This window comes from Halopenitus sp. POP-27 (assembly GCF_029889855.1).
GTDB classification, from domain to species: Archaea; Halobacteriota; Halobacteria; order Halobacteriales; family Haloferacaceae; genus Halopenitus; species Halopenitus malekzadehii.
The window spans coordinates 97,625-116,651 of sequence record NZ_JARANU010000009.1; the positions used below are offsets into that span (position 1 = coordinate 97,625).

Sequence of the window (19,027 nt, forward strand, 5' to 3'; positions counted from 1 at the left end):
GTTCTGTGGCGACGTTCTATGGCGACGTTCGGCGGCGGCACGGTTCCGTCACGACGGCGAACACAGCCCGAGGACGCTCAGGAGGGCGTATCCGAGCCACCGAGGAACGAGCTGAGGTCGGTCTGCAACCCGGCCGCCATCGTGGACTTACGGTGAAGGTCGCCCAGCGAGATCGGGAGATGCTCAGTCACGCCGCGGACGGCGTCGCCGAAGGCCTCCGCGGTGCCGTGTTCGCCGTCGAAGGCATCGCGAACCGTCTCACGGACCTGCCAGACGCCGACGGGCCCCCAGTACTCATCGGAGACGTGCCGCAGGACGAGTACCTTCGCCTGCCGGCCGCGGTCCGAGAGGTGTTCGAGGGCGCCGAGGCGGGCCGCGTAGTACGCGCCGGCCGTCTCCTCGACGTAGCCGCTTCGACCCTCCCGGCCCTCGTGGGCCGCCGCGAGGTACGTGCCGGCCTCCGGGTCGGGATTCCAGACGCTGCCGGGTGCCTTCATCTCGACGAGCTCGTACTCCCATCGGCCCGGCGCGAGGATCACCCAGAAGGCGTTCCCGAGATACTCGTTTCGGTGAACCTCCACGCGATCGACGCTCGGGGCGTCCCGGATCGTTCCGCGGAGGTATTGGCCGATCGTGTCGTCGACGGCGGTGATCGACCATCGTGTCGGCACGAGTCGCCGGTTGTCCCCGCGCCCGAGCGCGCCGGCCGAGAGGATCGAGTTGATGTCGTAGACGTCGAACCCACGGCGGTACAGGTAGGTCATCGCCCCCTGTGCCTGCCAATCGTCGTCCTCGAGGGTCTTCTTCACCGGTCGTGGAACGTGTGGGTTCTCACCGAGGGATGCCTCACGGGCGCGAGCACTCGGTCCGACCGGAGCGCCGAGGTCGCCACGGTCGACGTCGAGATCGAGATCCGGCGCCGAGTCGAGGCCGATCTCCACGTCGACGGGACGGTCCGCGATCGCGACCTCGCGTTGAGTCCCGAGCCAGCCGTCCCACGCATCGTGAACGGAGTCAGCCGTCGTCGTTCGGGTGGAGTTGAGCAGGCTCGTCCGGCGCTCGAAGACGTCGGCGATCGAAACGCCCTCCTCGTACCACGCGCCGGAGGTCCGGAAGCTGTCGGCCTGGTCCTCGCGGCCGACCGGCGAGAGAATGCCCGTGGAGACGTTCGGGTAGTCAGATCGGCCGACGAAGATCGACGGCGAGACGGACCCGACGAGCGAATCGCCCGAGAGCGACTCCTCGAACCGGTCCTGAAAGGTCTCGACGTGGTCGAGGATCGCGTAGTCCTTCCGCTCCGCGAGGCGCCGCCGCTCGGCGCGCTCGTTCCGTTCGAGTTCCACGAACTCGTCGAGCCGCATTCGATCGCGGCTTGGGGTGCGACCGGCTTGAAGGTTGCCCGCTGGGTCGCGTCGCGTCAGTTGGACGCGTCTCGTCCGATCAGTGAATCGGCGGCGACACGGAATCCGCCGTGCGATTCGGGTCCTTCGGGATCCGCTCTGCCGCGATCAACTCGGAATCCCCATCGCCTCGATCTGCTCTTGATACCGGTTTCTGATGGTGACTTCGGTTACCTGCGCGACGCCGGCGACCTCCCGTTGGGTCTTCTTCTCGTTGCACAAAAGCGAGGCCGCATAGATCGCCGCCGCAGCATACCCCGTCGGGGATTTACCGGACAGCAGCCCCTTTTCCGCCGTGGTTTCGATGATCTCGTTGGCCTTCGACTGGACCTCCTCCGACAGTTCGAGTTCCGAACAGAACCGCGGGACGTACTTTTTCGGATCGACCGGCTTCATCTCGAGGCCAAGCTCCTGGGAGATGTAGCGATAGGTTCGGCCGATCTCCTTGCGCTCGACGCGGGAGACGTCCGAAATCTCTTCGAGCGAGCGGGGGATCCCTTCCTTCCGACAGGCGGCATACAGCGTGGAGGTGGCGACGCCCTCGATCGACCGGCCCCGGATGAGGTCCTCCTTCAGCGCACGCCGATACATCACCGAGGCGACCTCCCGAACCGAGCGGGGGACGCCCAGCGCGGAGGCCATCCGGTCGATCTCCGAGAGCGCGAACTGGAGGTTGCGCTCGCCCGCGTCCTTCGTCCGAATGCGCTCCTGCCACTTGCGCAGCCGATGCATCTGGGAGCGTTTCTTCGAGGAGATCGACCGACCATAGGCGTCCTTGTCCTTCCAGTCGATCGTCGTCGTCAGCCCCTTATCGTGCATCGTCTTCGTCGTGGGGGCGCCGACGCGCGATTTTTCCTGTCGCTCGGAGTGGTTGAACGCCCGCCATTCCGGACCGGGATCGATCTGTTCCTCCTCGATGATGAGTCCGGTCTCCTCGTGAATCAGCTCGCCATCAGCAGTCCGGGTGAGATCCTCAGGATCGAGGTCGTCGACGTCGAGGTCGTCGACGTCGATATCCGTCGCGATCGATTCGTCCGCGTCCCCGCTCCCTTCCGCTTCGTCCTCGTCGGCCGTTCGTTCATCGCCATGTCGCGTGCGCTGCCGGTCGTGCTCCCGCTGGCGGGTTGGCCGTGTCATCGCATTTATATAGTATCCTTTCCGAGAGTGTTAAATGTTCGCCTGGGGCAGGGTATTCGCCTGGAGCAAGGAATGGGAGTTTCCGAGCACCCGCGCCCGACCGATCGGGACCCCTTTATTCGGCACCGGTCGACGGTCGAGTGATGCCGACCATCGACTGCGACCCGTCGGAGGCACGGACGCGACTCGCCGACGCCGGCGTCGAGATCGAGCCCGGAAACACGCCCCACGAGCGCTGGCGCGCTGAACGGGACGGCGCGGTCGCCGTCGCCTACGACGACAAAGTGGTCGTGCAAGGCGCCTCGACGACGCCGCTCACCGCCCTGTTACGGGACACTGGCCAGCGCGCCCACGTGTATTTCGACGGCGCGTCCCGTGGAAACCCCGGACCGGCTGCAGTCGGATGGTGTCTCGTGACGAGCGACGGGATCGTGGCTGAGGGCGGCGATCGGATCGGGCGGGCGACGAACAACCAGGCGGAATACGAAGCGCTCGTCGCCGCGCTGGAGGCCGCCACCGAGTTCGAGTTCGACGCGATCGACGTCCGAGGGGACTCGGAACTGATCGTCAAGCAGGTCCGCGGCGAGTGGAACACCAACGACCCGACGCTTCGTGAGCATCGCGTCGACGTGCGCGAACTCCTCGAGGAATTCGACCGATGGTCGATCGCCCACGTCCCCCGGTCGGTGAACGAACGCGCCGACACGCTCGCCAACGAGGCGCTGGACGCATAGGACAGCATCGGTAGACCACAGGGCCGGTATCCGATACGCAGCGGCGTACTCCCCGCTCCGTCACGTCGCTGCGCCCGGGGTTCCCTCACGATACCGAAACCGACGAGTAAAAACGACGTGACGCCGTTCGATCGATCCGAGATGACCGATCCCTCGCCGACCGACCGGGCGATCGACTCGACCCCCACGGACGAGCCGACCGATGACGCCGACATCCCGTCGGACGCCGTCGAGGAAGCGGAGCGACTGACCCGGCTCGCTCGAAACGCGAACGAGTCCGAGGCAGTCGACCTGTACCGACGCCGGCGTGCGGAGCTGGTTGCGGATCACGACTACACGCCACGAGTGCGCGAGGAGGACGACACTCTCGTGTTGTACCCGAGCGAGTGGATGGCCGACGGAACGGTGCAGCTGGACCGCATCGAGGACACCGACCGGGCGGTCGAGGTATCCCTGTCGGGGCCGGGCGACGCCGATCAGTTCGACGAGGTCGATGCGGCAAACGCCGCGATCGTCGATCGGATCGCGGCCGAACACGGTCCCGAGCACGCTGCCAACGTCCGTGCGTTCGCGGACTTTATGAGCAATCACTACGTCCGGCGCGTAACCGAGGCGACCGCCGCCGAACGCGAGGAGTTTCGGACCGAGTATTACCCGCGGAACGTCTGGCCCAGTGACGAACAGCGGGACCGACTCGATCGATCGCTATCGCTGCTCGACGAGCTGGACGTCGACGCCATCGATCCGAAACCGTAGCCTCGACGACCCGCAGCCGACGATCGTGGTCAGGAGTCGTGGACGGGAGTCGTGAACGGTCGTCGTCGGCAGTCGCCGTGGACGGAAGTCGTGAACGGTCGTCGTCGGCAGTCGCCGTGGACGGAAGTCGTGAACGGTCGTCGTCGGCAGTCGCCGTGGACGACCGTCACCGACAGTCGTCGACCAACTGACGGAGTTCGCCGGCCCGTTCGGCATCGGTGACGTACTTCGAGAACACCCACTCCAAGCGGGAGAGGACGACGTCCCGTCCCGTCTCGGTCAGCTCGTACTGGTTCGTCCGCTTGTCGAGTTCGCTCTTCTCGATCAGTCCCTCGTCGACGAGCTCATCCAGGTTCGGGTAGAGCCGGCCGTGGTTGACCTCGGTGCCGTAATACTCCTCGAGTTTCCGCTTGATCGCGAGGCCGTACATCGGCTCCGTGGTGAGGATGACGAGGATGTTCTGTTGAAACGCGGTCAGCTCGCTGACGATGTCCCCCTCACTTCGAACAGCTTGCGCCTCTGACATACTGCCAGCCATGGCATCCGCATATATAACGCTTCGCAACCCTTCACCGGTTTCTCCATACGTCGGCGGGAAAAACGCATATATGGCGGGTTTGGATAGTAAGATTCGTATCAAAAAACGTGGATAAATCTGTAGGGAGTTGTTTCGATCATCCGGGATCGGACTCCCGATCAGCGATCGACGTCAGCAGTGGGGGAATCAGCCACCGATTCCGACCCACACCGGCCGATTCCGATCCGTCATCGAGTCGGGACCGTCGATCCGCCGCAACCCCACACAACTCGCGAATCGGCCGACTCGTCTCGAACCCGAAAGGGCTTTGCCGTCGTTCCCCGGACGGGCGGATGCATGACGAACCTCTGGGAAGACCTCGAGACGGGACCGAACCCACCGGAAACGATCTACGCCGTCGTGGAGTGTCTCAAGGGAGAGCGCAACAAGTACGAGTACGACAAGGACGTTCCCGGCGTCGTTCTCGACCGCGTGCTCCACTCGAACGTACATTACCCGTCGGATTACGGGTTCATCCCACAGACCTACTACGACGACGACGACCCCTTCGACGTCCTCGTGCTCGTCGAGGACCAGACGTTCCCTGGCTGTGTCATCGAGGCACGCCCCGTCGCGCTGATGAAGATGGATGACGACGGCGAGCAGGACGACAAGGTCATCGCGGTCCCGAGCGAGGACCCCCGCTACGATCACATCGAGGACCTCGAGGACGTGCCTCAGCAGACGCTCGACGAGATCGACGAGTTCTTCGCGACCTACAAGAACCTCGAGGAAGGCAAAGAGGTCGAAACCCTCGGCTGGGAGGATCGCGAGGCCGCCGTCGACGCGATCGAACACGCACAGGACCTCTACGACGAACACTTCGCGTAGCGGCGACGAGCGCGTCACGTGGTGGATCGACGAGCACGTTCGACGCAGCGGGCGGGTTCGACGTGACGATTCGACGTGGCGATTCGACGTGGCGAGGACTTCACGGCGGGCGGCACCACGCGATCACGGCGGTATGTTCGGGACGAATACCGCGTCGATCGCAGATGCGTTATACCTATGGGTAATTACTTGTTCGGCGAGGGCCATCCATCAAGCACGATGGCTGCACGATCATCGACCCTCGGTATGGACCACCCGACCGTCATCCCGACGAACGCGATGGACGCCGATCCGGCCGCCGAGTGTACCGGCTCGGCAGCCGATCGCGACGGGACGGCCAACGAGTGAGAGAGCGCGACCGCTGACCGATCGGTTTCGGAAGCGTTGTCCGGTTCGGAAGTTTCTTGAGTTGGCTTGCAGACACCCGCATATAGGCAATGGCTGTACTCTGGCTGGACGACGTAAACGCTGGCGACATCGATCTCGTCGGCGGCAAGGCGGCCTCGCTCGGTGAACTTACCGGTGCCGGATTACCAGTCCCGCCGGGGTTCACCGTCACCGCCGAGACGTATCGAACCTTCATCGAGGAGGCCGGAATCGACGAGGAACTCTTCGCGGCCGTCGACGTCGATCCGGAGGACTCGGCTGCCCTTCGTGCAGCCGAGGAACGGGCAGCCGATCTGATCCTCGGGACCGACATTCCCGACGCGGTCCGCGAGGAGATCATCGAGAGCTACCGACAGCTCGGCCCCGACGGCGAGGAGGCTTTCGTCGCGGTCAGATCCTCGGCAACGGCCGAGGACCTCCCTGACGCGTCCTTCGCCGGGCAGCAGGAAACGTACCTCAACGTCCGGGAGGAACACCTCCTCGAACGCGTCAAGGAATGTTGGGCCTCGCTGTTCACCCAACGAGCGATCTACTACCGCCAGCAGCAGGGATTCCCCCACGAGGACGTCGATATCGCGGTCGTCGTACAGCGGATGGTCGACGCCGAGAAGTCCGGCGTGATGTTCACGAGTCATCCGTCGACGGGCGACCCACAGATCATCATCGAGGCCGCCTGGGGCCTCGGCGAAGCGGTCGTCTCGGGCTCCGTCTCCCCCGATAACTACGTGTATGATCGTGCCAAAGGCGCCGTCGCCGACGTGACGGTGGCCGACAAGAAGACGTTGATGGAGAAGGACTCCGAAACGGGCGAAACCGTGGAACGCGAAGTCGCCGAAGACCGCCGAAACGAGCGCGTCTTGAGCGACGCGGAGATCGAGTCGCTCGTCGAGCTCGGCGAGCGCGTCGAAGACCACTACGGCGAGCCGCAGGACGTCGAGTGGGCGATCGTCGACGGGGAGGTGTTCATGCTCCAGTCGCGGCCGATCACGACGATCGCCGAGTCGGCATCCGACGCCGAAACGGACACGACGGACGGCGACGACGGATCGGATGGCGGAGCGACCTCCTCCGGCGGTGGAGGAGGGACCGACGACGAGAACGAGGACGTTCTGGTCCAGGGACTCGGGTCGAGTCCCGGGGTCGTTTCGGGGGCAGTCCGGATCGTCACCAAGCTCGATCACCTCGATCAGGTCCAGGAGGGCGACATCCTCGTGACCGAGATGACGATGCCGGATATGGTGCCGGCAATGAAGCGGGCGGCCGGAATCGTCACCGACGAGGGCGGGATGACGAGCCACGCCGCGATCGTCTCGCGGGAGCTCGGCGTTCCGGCGGTCGTCGGGACGCGGACCGGAACCAAACAGCTCGAGAACGGACGGCAGATCACGATCGACGGGGACAAGGGGACGGTCCGGGCTGGAGCGGACAGCGAGGCGGAACCGGCCGAGGAGTTCGAACCCGTCGAAGCCGCACGACCGCAGACACCGGTCAAACCGATGACCGCGACCGAGGTCAAGGTCAACGTGTCCATTCCCGAGGCGGCCGAACGCGCCGCCGCCACGGGCGCCGACGGCGTCGGACTCCTCCGGATCGAGCACATGGTGCTCACGCTCGGCAAGACGCCCGAGCGCTACATCGCCGAACACGGCGCGCGTGCCTACCAGGACGAGCTCATCGAGGGGATCCGAACCGTCGCCGACGAGTTCTACCCACGACCCGTCCGCGTTCGAACCATCGATGCCCCGACCGACGAGTTCCGCGACCTGGAGGGCGGCGACGACGAACCCGCCGAACACAACCCGATGCTCGGCTGGCGCGGGATCCGTCGAAGTCTCGACAAGCCGGACGTGTTCCAGCAGGAGCTTGCGGCCTTCGACCGGATCTACGAGATGGGCTACGACAACGTGGAGTTGATGTTGCCGCTGGTCAACGACAGCGACGACATCGAGGGGGCGAAACGCCAGATGCGTGAAGCCGGGATCGACCCCGAGGAGCGCCGGTGGGGCGTGATGATCGAGACGCCGGCCGCGGCGCTACAGATCGAGGACCTCGCGTCCGCGGGGATCGACTTCGCCTCGTTCGGAACGAACGACCTCACCCAGTACACGCTCGCGGTCGATCGGAACAACGAGAACGTGGCCGATCGGTTCGACGAGACCCACCCGGCGGTGCTCGAACTCATCGGGCAGACGATCGAGACGTGTCGGGAGCTGGGCGTCGACACGAGCATCTGTGGACAGGCCGGATCGAAGACGGAGATGGTGAACTTCCTCGTCGAGGAGGGCATTTCCTCCATCTCGGCGAACATCGACGCCGTCCGCGACGTCCAACACGAGGTCAAACGCAAGGAACAGCGGATCCTGCTCGATTCGGTCAGGTGATCGAAGCGACCGATCACGTGACCGGGGATCGAAGCGGACGGACGTTTGGGCGATGAGCAGTCACCACCCCGATATCAGTCACGACCACGACGAATGAACGGACAGCACGCACCACAGTCGTTCGACCGCGTTCTCTCCTCGATGTGCACGGAACCGCATCCGGCCGCTCGGACGGCCGCCGAACGGTTTCTGGCGACCAACCCCGGCGATCCAGCGACCTACGGGACGATCGCGGAGTTGGAGTCGAGAGCGGTCGAACTCCTCTGCACCGTCGTCGATCATCCCCGCAGTGGCCCCGACCTGGGCTATCTCACCTCCGGCGGGACGGAGGCGAACCTCCAGGCGGTCCGAGCGGCCCGAAACCTGGCGGCGGGTGGCGACGTCAACGTGGTCGCACCGGAGAGCGCACACTTCTCGTTCCGAAAGGCGGCCGCAATACTCGACGTTGAACTCCGAACGGTCCCGCTCGACCGGGACCACAGAGCCGACATCGAGGCGGCGTCCGCAGCGGTGGACGAGAACACGGCGCTCGTCGTCGGAGTGGCGGGCTCGACGGAGTACGGACGGGTCGACCCGATCCCGGACCTGTGCGCGATCGCCCACGAGACGGGCGCACGAATGCACGTCGACGCGGCCTGGGGCGGGTTCGTCCTGCCGTTCCACGACGTGCCGTGGACGTTTGCGGACGCGCCGATCGACACGATGACCATCGACCCCCACAAGCTCGGTCGCGCAGTGGTCCCGGCCGGCGGGCTCGTGGTCCGGGATCCCGCGACGCTCGACGCGCTGGCGATCGAGACGCCGTACCTCGAGACGCACGCGCAGGCGACGGTGACGGGCACACGAAGCGGGGCCGGGGTGGCCGGAGCGGTCGCCGCGATGGAGGAGCTGTGGCCCGATGGCTACCGGGAGACTGCACGGCGGTGCCAGCGCAACGCCGAGTGGCTCGCGGCGGCGTTCGCGGACAGAGGCTACGCGGTCGTCGATCCGAGCCTCCCGATCGTTGCCGCCTCGATCCCGACGCCGATCTTCGAAGAGCTTCGGTCGGCGGGCTGGAAAATCGCGCGAACCGATCGCGGCGAGTTGCGGATCGTCTGTATGCCGCACGTGACACGGGACACGTTGCGGGCGTTCCTGTCGGACCTCGATCGGATCGCTGAATCCGATGGGTCACGGACGGCCGGAAGTCGATAGCAACCGACGCCGACCGCGTCGCAGACCAAACAGGTTTTAAGAGCCCGTATCCAACCCGCCGATAAGGTAGATACCATGGAGATGCCACGCCGCTTTAACACGTATTGTCCTCACTGCGACGCCCACCAGGAACACGAGGTGGAGAAGGTTCGATCCGGCCGACAGACCGGCCTGAAACGTGACGCGCGCCAGCAGCGCCGGGCGCTCGCGACGATCGGCAACGCCGGCGGATACTCGAAGGTGCCCGGTGGCGACAAGCCGACCAAGAAGACGCACCTGAAGTACCGCTGTTCGGACTGCGGCAAGGCCCACATGCGTGAGGGATGGCGCGCCGGCCGTCTCACGTTCCAGGAGTAACGATGGCGGGGAACTTCCTTCGCGTCGCCTGTGGGGACTGTGAGAACGAACAGACCGTCTTCGAGAAGGCGTCCGCGAGCGTTGCCTGTGCCGTCTGCGGCACGACGCTTGCCACGCCGACCGGCGGCAAGGCCGCGATCGAAGGCGAGATCGTCGAGACCGTTGAGGCACGGTAACCGCCTCCAATCCCAGAATGCAGTACAGTGGCTGGCCCGAACCAGGTGAACTCGTCGTCGGCGAGATCGACGAGATCGCCGACTTCGGCGTCTTCGTCGATCTCGACGAGTACGAGAACAAACGCGGCCTCTGTCACATCAGCGAGGTCGCCTCCGGCTGGATCAAGAACGTACGCGATCACGTCCGCGAGGGACAGACGGTCGTCGCGAAGGTACTCGACGTCGACGAGTCGTCCCAACAGATCGACCTCTCGATCAAGGACGTCAACGAGCACCAGCGCAAGGAAACGATCCAGGAATGGAAGAACGCACGAAAGGCCGACAACTGGATGCTGTTGGCCCTCGGCGAGGACGTCGACGACGACCGATATACGGCCGTCGCGAACGCCCTGCTCGCCGAGTTCGAGTCGCTGTATGACGCCTTCGAAACCGCCGCGATCCACGGTGAGGAGGCGCTTTCGGACGTCGAGTTGGACGACGACGTGCGTGCGACGATCGTCGAGACGGCGCGCGAAAACGTCTCCGTGCCGTACGTCAACGTGACCGGCTACGTCGACCTCGAGAGTCCGGATCCGGACGGCGTCGACCGTCTCAAGGAGGCGCTACAGGCCGCCGAGGGGAACGGGGAGGTTCCCGAGGAGGTCGAGCTGACCGTCTCATACGTCGGGTCACCCGAGTACCGCATCCAGGTCAAAGCGCCCGACTACAAGACGGCCGAGGACGCGCTCGAGGCGGCCGCCGAGCGCGCCCGCGAATCGATCGAGGCGACCGGCGGAAGCGGGCAGTTCCATCGCGATCGCAACGAGGACGACGAATAACCCATCGATCCGTGATCGCCGTGTTCCACCGGATACCCTGTAGCGATCACGCGCGGGGAACGGAGACCCGAACGTGAAATCACCGATCCGCCGCTGCAGCGAGTGGCGTGCGGCACACGACCGACCAGTCTATACTTTCGCGGAGCGCTGTCCCGACTGCGGAGCTCACACGGAGAACAGCGCGCCGCCGCCGTTTTCGCCGGAGGACCGGTACGGCGAGTATCGACGCCGAGCACGGCGCCGATCGGGGGACGTCGACGTCGGATCCGACGGATCCGAACCGGAATAGCCACGCACTTATGCGCCGCGGCCGGGAGTGTACGCTATGGACGACATCGAGATCGACGCGGTCGCGACGCCGGAACTCGACGACCCAGTTCTGATCGAGGGGCTTCCGGGCGTGGGCCACGTCGGGAAGCTGGCGGCCGAACAGCTCTTGGAGGAGTGTGATGGCACCCTCGTTCGACGGGTCTACACCACCGAGTTTCCGCCGCAGGTGACCGTCGACGACGACGGCGTCACCGAATTGACGTGTGCGGAGTTCCACGCGGTCGAAACCGAGGGTGCGGACCTGTTGGTGTTGACCGGGGACCACCAGGCGGCGACGAACGCGGGCCACTACCGGGTGACGTCGGCGTTTCTCGACGTCGCCGAGGAGTTCGGAGCGAGCCGAGCGTACGCGCTCGGCGGGGTCCCGACCGGCGAGCTCGTCGAGGAGTACACCGTCCTCGGTGCGGTCAGCGACGCCTCGCTGCGTGAGGAACTGGAAGCCGTCGACGTGCAGTTCCGGTCCGACGAGCCCGCGGGCGGGATCGTCGGCGTCTCGGGGCTCATCCTCGGGCTCGGCGAGCGTCGCGGGTTCGAGGCGGCCTGTCTGATGGGCGAAACGAGCGGGTACCTGGTCGATCCGAAAAGCGCGAGAGCGGTGCTCGAGGTGCTTCAGGAGCGGCTCGGATTCGAGGTCGCGTTCGACTCGCTGGAGGAGCGCGCCGAGGAGATGGAGGAGGTCGCGGGCAAGATCCAGGAGATGCAGGACGGGCCGGCGGTTGGCGACGACGAACTGCGGTACATCGGGTGACCGCCCGACCGTCACACGAGGTGGTCGGCGACGACGTCCAGGAACGCGTCGGGGTGTTCGACGTGCGGCAGCAGTTTCGCGCGATCGAACACGACGAGCGGGCACTCCGCCGTCGTCGCGAGGTCGCGACCGGCGGACAACGGCGTGAGTTCGGTCTCGCGACCCCACACGAGCGAGACCGGAACGTCGGCCGCCGTAAGCGCGTCGGCGAGTGACATGTCGGCGTTGAGGTGTCCGGACAGGAACGAGGCGGGCGCGAACCGGGCACCCGCGACGTGAGCGGTTCGCCACTCGTAGTCGATCCACTCATCGGCCACCGCATCGGGAGAGTAGTAGCCGTGATCGGCGTTGAAGTATCGGATCGATGGTTTCGAGGCGATCAGGCGGAAGAGCGTCTCGCCGAGGATCGGGGACCGAAGGAGCTCCCGAAGCCACGGCTTCGGTGGGTCGGGACCAGCCACGGTCGTCGGGACGACGAGCAGGAGGCTCCGAAGGTCGCCGTCCGGATCGGCGGCGACGTCGGCGACGTAGGCGGCCGACAACGAGGAGGCGATGACCCGGGGTCGATCGAACGCCGCGAGGAACTCCCGAAGGAAGTCGGTGTACAGGGCGGCCGAATAGCGCAACGCCGGGCGGTCGGATCGGCCGAATCCGGGCAGATCCGGCGCGATAACCCGGTAATCCTCGGCGAGACCCTCGAAGATGGCCCGCCACTCGCCGGATGATCCGGCGGCGTTGGCGCCGTGAACGAGGACCACCGGCGGGGCATCCGGATCGCCGGCGACGGTATAGGCGACGTCGATCCCCCGCCAGCGATACGTTTCCTGGGTGCCGTCCAACGCCGGGGCAAGCGCATCGGCCTCCAGTCGGGACCGCCGCGTCCACGCGGCGAGCGCGCCGGCACCGAGCGTGAGTCCGCCAAGCAACCGGGTTCGGTTCATACCGATCCTTGCGTCGGCGGCGGTTTATACCCGACGGCGGTGGGAGCTGACGTCGGCGATGGATCGAGCCGAGCGATGAGAACGGACGGAAAAGCTTTGCTGGTCGAGCGTATGAGTATATATACCATGTCAATTTCGTCCCCGGCGAGTGTCTCCTTCCGGATCGGCGCACGCGACCCGACGGCGACCGAGTGTACCGACCTGGCCTGTGAGGCGTCGGGTCTGCTTTCGGATCCGGCAGTCGTTTCGATGATCGTGTTCGTTTCCATCGCGGTTTTCGCCGCGTTCGCGTATATCGCGGATGCTCGTACCCATACCCGAGAGGAGCGACGCCGCGTCGTCGACGAACGCGATGCGTTCGAGGAATTCACGGATCGGCTGGGACACATCACACCACGTGAATCGGAGGTAGCAGCCGAACCGGCGGGACGGAGTGGAGCTCGACTTGCCAGGTTCCCGACCGATCCCGGCGGGACAGCGGACGATGAGTTAGAACGGGCACGCGAGGCGTACCGCGAGACGGTGATGGCGGTTCCACACTACACCGAGGAGTACGATGATTCGTACCTCGAAAGCGTCACCGAGGAGCTCGGAGACGATGTCGCCACGGCGATCTGGACTGAGGACCGGCTCTCGCCGGCGCTTCGAACGACGCTTTTGAACCGGGCGCAGGGCGCCCGTGAGGCACGGGAACGACTGCTGTCGGCGGTCGACTCCGAACTGTCAGAACTCGACAGCGCGGAGGCCCGTCTGGCACGCATCGATCGGACCCGGCGGAACCTCGACGCCCACCTCTCGGAGGGACGGTCGGAACCGACCTTCGACGCGTTGGTGGACGTGTGGGGAACGCTTGAGGACCTCGAGACAACATGTGGGGAGATCGCAATGGACCGGCAAGAACGGCTCCGAGATCCACCGTTTACCCGGCGAACCGAACGTGATCCCGCCTTCTACGACTACCTCTATGCTGATCTCGAGGCGGCTCGATACCCGGTACTGGCCGCGATCGCCGAGGCCGTCGATCGCGTCCGAGCGGATCGTCACGCCCTCGAGTCCCGGATCGCACAGGTCGACTGAGGCGGCCACCTCGGTCGACTGAGGCGGCCATCTCGGTCGACGGTAACCGGCCGGACTGCACCGTTTCTCACCACCGAGACCGAAACGCGAGGCGGAATTCGTCGGGGCTGGACGAGGATCGGTGAGCCGGAAAACTTCGAGGAAACACCAATCTATACTTAAATATATTTCTGCGAAATAAACTCTTAAATATATAACCCGGGAACGGACAACGGTGTGGTAGTGACGTGAGTGCGGAGTCGACGATGGAGGCGGAACGACACGAAACTACGGATGACGACGCCGAACCCGAGGGAGCGCCGTCGTGGCCCGTTGAACCGATCCCAGCACCGTGTCCACCCGACGACCCGGATGCGTGGTACGCGTCGACGGTCCGTGCACAGTACGAACCGGTATCGGGGATCGTTACCACGATACACGAACGCGACGATGGGTTCGTCTACGAGAGCCGCGGTCCGCCGCTTTCCCCGACTGACGAGGCTGCGTTGGCAACGGTCCGGGACCACTTCTCGGCGGCCCGTCATCGACGACCGCTCACCCGACAGGGTGTGCTCGAGCGAGCAACGCGCGGGTTCGAACCGAAATACGCGCGGGCGATCGACCGACTGCTCGAGACCACGCCCGCGGCTCGGCGGCGGATCGATCACCACGCGTTGAACGACCTTCGACTGCTTGGAGATCTCACGCCGCTCGCGGTCGATCCCCGGATCGAGGTCGCCGACGTGGGAGACACCGACGAACTCGTCGTGCATACCGACTCGTTCGCGCCGGTCACGACCGGCGTCTCCGTGGACGAACCGTACGTCGACCGCGTGGCCGGCGAACGGCTGCACCGGTATTCGGTCCCGTTCGCGGGGTTCGACGTCGACGTCGTCGTCTACCGCGAACGGCTGTTGGGATCCGATCAGTTCGAGACGAAATACGCGGTGCTGGAACCGGATCTGCTTCCGGGCGATGATGCCCTGATAGAGGAGTGTAAATCCCGCATTTGGGAGGCCAACGTCGACCGCGTCGTGACCGACCGGGAGTCGTTCGTCGCCGATCGGGCACGGCGATTCCTCGCACGTCGATTGTTGGCGTACAACACGCGCGCCTGGCTCGAGGCGACGCGTCACCGGGTTCGATCGACGCTCGCGTCCTACGGGCTCGCCGTGCCGCCGATCGATTCACGGTACGCGCGCGATCGGCTCGACGACCTCGTGTACTACGTGTTGCGCGATTACGTCGGCGAGGGCATCCTGACGGTTCTGATACGCGATCCGAACCTGGAAGACATCGAGGCCAACCGGGTCGACGAGCGGATCAAGGTGGTTCCGCGAACGATCGTCTTCGACGACGCGGGGGGTGCTGGCGACCGCGTCCCGACGAACCTGTCGTTTACCACGGAGCGGGAGTTCGTCAACGTGGTGACCCAGCTGGCCGCACGCGACGGGACGGAGCTCAACGCGTCGCGGCCCTCGGCGAAGGTGAACCTCGACATCGACGGCGTCGAGGAGACCATCAGGTGTGCGGTCGCGCTCCCGGTGATCTCCGAGGGTGGCCCCCACGTCTCGATCCGGAAGCAGTCGGCGGACGCGATGACGCCGGTCGACCTGCTCGAACGGAACGCGCTCTCGACGGAGTTGGTGACGGTGTTGTGGCTGCTCTACGAGTACCACGGCGTCGTGCTGTTCTCCGGGCCGACCGGCGTCGGGAAAACGACGCTCATGAACGCGCACATGCCGTTCATCCCGTTTGACGATCGGCCGATCTCGATCGACGAGGGGTCACGCGAGGTCCATCTCCCGCACGAGACCGGCGTCTCGCTGACGACTCGCGACCACGAGAACGAGTACAAGCGGGTAACGATGGCCGAGTTGATGACCGAAACGAACTATTTGAACCCCGACGTCGAGGTCATCGCGGAGATCAACACGCCGGCGTCCTTCGAAACGTTTGCAGAGACGTTGAACACCGGCCATGGGGTATTGGGGACGACACACGCGGAGGACGTTGAAACCCTGGTCAACCGCGTGATCGAGCAGGGGTTGCCGGCCTACCTGCTTCGGGAGCTCGATCTGGTCGTGTTCCCTCACAAGACGCGCGGCGAGCGGTACGTCGCCCACGTGGTCGAAATCCTCTCCGACGACGAGTTCGAGGCGCTCGACGGCGCCGCGCTCCGGGGGGCGGACGGGGTTCGACGGCGGGGTGGTGGCGGGACGATACGCAAGGACGGAACGACGGTCCACTGGAACACGGTCGCCTGGCGCGGCACCGACGGAACGTTCACGATCGAGTACGACCACCCGTCACTTGCGGGAGATCGCGACGACGACGTCGCCGCGGTCGGCGCATCCGACCGCGGGGTCGCCACCGACGGATCGATCGGCTTCGGACTGTTTCACCGGCTCGCCGAGCGGACGGACCGTGACGTCGTCGACGTCGAGGCCGAGTTCCACAGGAAGCATCGATACGTCCGCTATCTGGCCGAGGAGGGGATCGACGACTTCGAGACGCTCTTCGAGTTCCTCTCGGACCTTCGAACCGACGAGGCCGCGACGGTCGAACGGGCGCTGCGATCGACGGGCATCGTTCCCGACGAGGCGGCCGAATGAGCGACGGCGTCTCGACCGCGGCGACCATCGGGACCGAGTCGGAGCCGAAGGCGGGGACACGGACCCCCGATCGGCAAACCGAGGCTCACCGCCATCGATCCGGGGGCGAAACCGGGTCGCGGTCCTCGGCGATCGACCATGGGATCGACCGCGGCCTTCACGCACTGTTCGCCCGCCACGCCGACGCGGAACGACACGTCCGCGACCGGGACCGGTATCGGGCGACGGCGATACGGACCGGGTTCGACGTCCTGCTGGCCAGGATCTACGGCCTCTCGTGGGTGGCCGGTCTGATCGTGGCGCTGCCAGTCGTGGTGATCGGGCGTCAGCTCTCCCCGGCAGTATTGGAACGGGTGGACGCCGCGCTCGCCTCGGGACTCCCGATCAACGGGATCGGTCTGGCTCGACTGCCGCCGGAATGGGTGGCGCTTGTGGCAGCGATCGGCGTCGGCGCGGCGGTCAAGCGGGGCGTCGTTCGCGGTGGCGGCACGTACCTCGGGTGGGTCGCGAGCGCGCGGCGAACGGACATCGAGCGGACGCTCCCCGGCGCAGTTCGGTATCTCCACGCGCTTTCGTCGGGCAGCGACACGGCACGCGGGATGATCCGCAAGACCGCCGCCAACGAGGCGTACGGTGAGACGGCGGTCGCCTTTCGGGCCGCGCTCAACAGCGCACGGTTGACCGGGAGCCTCGATCAGGCGCTCGGCCGCGTCGCGCGGGATACGCCCTCGAGTGACCTCCTTGCACCCTTCCTGATCAAGTTTCGCGAGCACGCCAACCAGGGTGAGGATGCCCTCTCGAACTACCTCGCGATGGAGGGCCGAATGCTCGGACATCGGGAAGATCGGGCCCGCAAACGGGCGGAGGGGTTCCTGGAGCTTCTCTCGGAGCTGTTCATCGTTCTGTTGGTGTTGCCGGCGCTGCTCGTCATCGTGTTGACCGTGATCGGCGTGATCGCGCCCGGGCTCTCCGACCCGATTCACACGCCGGTCGTGACGGTGACGACACGCGCGGCGATCGTCTACGGGAGCGCGGCGTTCATTCTGGTCGTGGGCGCCGTTTCGGCGACGATCGTCGAACACCTTCGACCGCCCGACCAGCGGACGGCCTACGAGCTGCCGGCCGATCCGATCACGGTCCTCCGGAGCGTGACCGTCAATCCGCGATCGACGGCGGTCGTCGCCGCGATACCCGCCATCGGCGCAGGCGCCGTCCTCGCGAACGCCGGCGCCGACCCGGTGAACGTCGCGACGCTCAGCTACGTCGCCTTCGCGGTTCCCACGGGCGTCGTATCCGTTCGGCGGGCTCGGCTCGACGACGCGAAGGATCGCGAGATCAAGGACTTCGTCCACGCCGTCTCCGGACACGTCTCGCTCGGTCGTCCGTTTCCGGAAGCGGTCGCGCTCGTCGCGCGCGACGTCGATCTCGGCGCGCTCGACGCCGACGTCGCGGACCTGGCGTTCAACCTCTCGTTGACGACCGGGAACCAACGATCCGCACGGAACGTCCTCGAAGGAACGGCGGACGGGGATGGTGGTGATGACCCCGATGAACACGAGCCCGATCGTGGGACCGTCCGGACGGCGGCGCTGAACCGGTTCGTCGAGAACGTGGGAACGCCGCTTGCAGAACAGACGGTCGGGCTCGTGACGGGGGCGCTCGATGCCGGCAGCGACACCCAGACCGTCTTCGAGACGCTTCAAACCGAAATCGGGCGCCTCTACCACCAGAAGCGGGCGCTCCGCTCGGCGATGCTCGTGTACGTCGCGGTCGGGTGGACGGCGGCGCTGCTGGTCATCGGGATCGTCGTCGCGGTCAACCTCTACGTCATCGACGGGTTCGCCCAGCTGTCGGCTGTCTCCGGGTCGTCGGCGATGCGGTTCGACCCGGGGACGATCGATCCCGAGCGCGAGCGATACCGGTTTTACGTCGTGTTGCAGGCGACGATGCTCGCGTCGGGTTGGTTCGCGGGGGCCGCCTCACGCGGCTGGTACGAGGCGCTGTTGCACTCCGGCGTCCTCGTGGGCGTCTGTTACGTCGTCTTCGCGGGGGTCGGATTGCTGTGAGCCGCGATCGCGCCCAATCGACCGTCATCGGGGTGACGCTCCTCATCGCGATGACGGTCACGAGCCTCGGACTGATCACCGCGGGCACGGGCGTCGTCGTCCAGGAGCACGCGGGAACGATCGGCGTCGAGGCGGCGACCGACGACCTGACCGCGGCGATCGATGGAACCGGCCACGACGGTCGGATGACCGCATCGGTCCGCCTGTCCGGGGGCCGGCTCGACACGATCGAACGGACGGTTCGAGTACACGACGGCGACGAGTGGCGGTCCCTGGAGGCCGACGGACTACGGTACGTGGGAAGCGGTGGCGATCAACGCGTGGTGAGCGCCGCCGGGCTCGTCATCCGTGAGTACGGCGACGGCGCGATCGCGGTTCGGGACCCGGCGTTGCTCATCGGGGAGGATGCACTCGTGGTTACGATCCCCGTGATCCAGGGCGGCGGAGCGGTCGGGGCGCTGACACTTATACACATCTGCCGCTGCCGTCGTTTCTCCTTGTGTTGTGTGCGGGGGTCGCCGAA

The 19,027-nt window shown here is 65.9% G+C and carries 18 protein-coding genes; 14 read left to right on the forward strand and 4 right to left on the reverse strand.

The window, feature by feature from the left end:
• Positions 1-77: 77 nt before the first annotated feature.
• Both nreA and OQF70_RS07425 read right to left on the reverse strand, forming a co-directional pair.
• On the reverse strand, positions 78-1,361 hold the full coding sequence (gene nreA, locus OQF70_RS07420) for a DNA repair protein NreA (RefSeq protein ID WP_280536759.1): 1,284 nt from the start codon (positions 1,359-1,361) through the stop codon (positions 78-80).
• Positions 1,362-1,508: 147 nt separating this feature from the next.
• Positions 1,509-2,537 carry a transcription initiation factor IIB gene (locus tag OQF70_RS07425; protein ID WP_280536760.1) on the reverse strand — a complete coding sequence of 343 codons (1,029 nt, stop codon included), beginning with the start codon at positions 2,535-2,537 and terminating at the stop codon, positions 1,509-1,511.
• 143 nt (positions 2,538-2,680) lie between these two features.
• Here OQF70_RS07425 and rnhA point away from each other — a divergent pair, with 143 nt between their 5' ends.
• Both rnhA and OQF70_RS07435 read left to right on the forward strand, forming a co-directional pair.
• Positions 2,681-3,271, forward strand: a complete 591-nt coding sequence (gene rnhA / locus OQF70_RS07430) for a ribonuclease HI (protein WP_280536762.1) — start codon at positions 2,681-2,683, stop codon at positions 3,269-3,271.
• A gap of 141 nt (positions 3,272-3,412) precedes the next feature.
• Positions 3,413-4,027, forward strand: coding sequence for a rnhA operon protein (locus OQF70_RS07435; protein WP_280536763.1), 615 nt, complete (start codon positions 3,413-3,415; stop codon positions 4,025-4,027).
• 166 nt (positions 4,028-4,193) lie between these two features.
• Here OQF70_RS07435 and OQF70_RS07440 read toward each other — a convergent pair whose 3' ends face one another.
• Positions 4,194-4,553 (reverse strand): PadR family transcriptional regulator, encoded by a 360-nt coding sequence (locus OQF70_RS07440; protein WP_280536764.1) that lies wholly within the window; start codon positions 4,551-4,553, stop codon positions 4,194-4,196.
• Between the two features lie 348 nt (positions 4,554-4,901).
• Between OQF70_RS07440 and OQF70_RS07445 the strand changes: the two genes are divergently transcribed.
• The 8 genes from OQF70_RS07445 to OQF70_RS07480 all read left to right on the forward strand — a co-directional run bounded on the left by OQF70_RS07445 (position 4,902) and on the right by OQF70_RS07480 (position 11,826).
• Positions 4,902-5,435 carry an inorganic diphosphatase gene (locus OQF70_RS07445; protein ID WP_280536765.1) on the forward strand — a complete coding sequence of 178 codons (534 nt, stop codon included), beginning with the start codon at positions 4,902-4,904 and terminating at the stop codon, positions 5,433-5,435.
• Between the two features lie 437 nt (positions 5,436-5,872).
• Entirely contained in the window at positions 5,873-8,203 is a 2,331-nt protein-coding gene (gene ppsA, locus OQF70_RS07450) for a phosphoenolpyruvate synthase (RefSeq protein WP_280536766.1), read from the forward strand.
• A gap of 93 nt (positions 8,204-8,296) precedes the next feature.
• Entirely contained in the window at positions 8,297-9,397 is a 1,101-nt protein-coding gene (gene mfnA / locus OQF70_RS07455) for a tyrosine decarboxylase MfnA (RefSeq protein ID WP_280536768.1), read from the forward strand.
• A gap of 75 nt (positions 9,398-9,472) precedes the next feature.
• Positions 9,473-9,754, forward strand: coding sequence for a 50S ribosomal protein L44e (locus OQF70_RS07460; protein WP_092813620.1), 282 nt, complete (start codon positions 9,473-9,475; stop codon positions 9,752-9,754).
• Between the two features lie 2 nt (positions 9,755-9,756).
• A complete protein-coding gene (locus OQF70_RS07465; protein ID WP_280536770.1) occupies positions 9,757-9,930 on the forward strand; it encodes a 30S ribosomal protein S27e in 174 nt (57 codons plus the stop codon).
• A gap of 17 nt (positions 9,931-9,947) precedes the next feature.
• Positions 9,948-10,748, forward strand: coding sequence for a translation initiation factor IF-2 subunit alpha (locus tag OQF70_RS07470; protein WP_280536771.1), 801 nt, complete (start codon positions 9,948-9,950; stop codon positions 10,746-10,748).
• Positions 10,749-10,821: 73 nt separating this feature from the next.
• Positions 10,822-11,037 carry an RNA-protein complex protein Nop10 gene (locus OQF70_RS07475; RefSeq protein ID WP_280536772.1) on the forward strand — a complete coding sequence of 72 codons (216 nt, stop codon included), beginning with the start codon at positions 10,822-10,824 and terminating at the stop codon, positions 11,035-11,037.
• A gap of 36 nt (positions 11,038-11,073) precedes the next feature.
• Positions 11,074-11,826 carry a proteasome assembly chaperone family protein gene (locus tag OQF70_RS07480; RefSeq protein WP_092813606.1) on the forward strand — a complete coding sequence of 251 codons (753 nt, stop codon included), beginning with the start codon at positions 11,074-11,076 and terminating at the stop codon, positions 11,824-11,826.
• A gap of 11 nt (positions 11,827-11,837) precedes the next feature.
• Here OQF70_RS07480 and OQF70_RS07485 read toward each other — a convergent pair whose 3' ends face one another.
• Entirely contained in the window at positions 11,838-12,767 is a 930-nt protein-coding gene (locus tag OQF70_RS07485) for an alpha/beta fold hydrolase (RefSeq protein ID WP_280536773.1), read from the reverse strand.
• A 126-nt stretch (positions 12,768-12,893) separates the two neighbouring features.
• On the opposite strand from OQF70_RS07485, the gene OQF70_RS07490 reads away from it, so the two are divergent.
• From OQF70_RS07490 to OQF70_RS07505, 4 genes are all read left to right on the forward strand, one after another.
• A complete protein-coding gene (locus OQF70_RS07490; protein WP_280536775.1) occupies positions 12,894-13,844 on the forward strand; it encodes a hypothetical protein in 951 nt (316 codons plus the stop codon).
• A 227-nt stretch (positions 13,845-14,071) separates the two neighbouring features.
• On the forward strand, positions 14,072-16,438 hold the full coding sequence (locus OQF70_RS07495; RefSeq protein WP_280536777.1) for a type II/IV secretion system ATPase subunit: 2,367 nt from the start codon (positions 14,072-14,074) through the stop codon (positions 16,436-16,438).
• Entirely contained in the window at positions 16,435-18,504 is a 2,070-nt protein-coding gene (locus OQF70_RS07500; protein ID WP_280536779.1) for a type II secretion system F family protein, read from the forward strand. Before OQF70_RS07495 ends, OQF70_RS07500 begins: the two co-directional genes overlap by 4 nt.
• The coding region (locus OQF70_RS07505; protein ID WP_280536781.1) for a hypothetical protein at positions 18,501-19,027 on the forward strand (527 nt) is incomplete at its 3' end. The genes OQF70_RS07500 and OQF70_RS07505, both read left to right, overlap by 4 nt.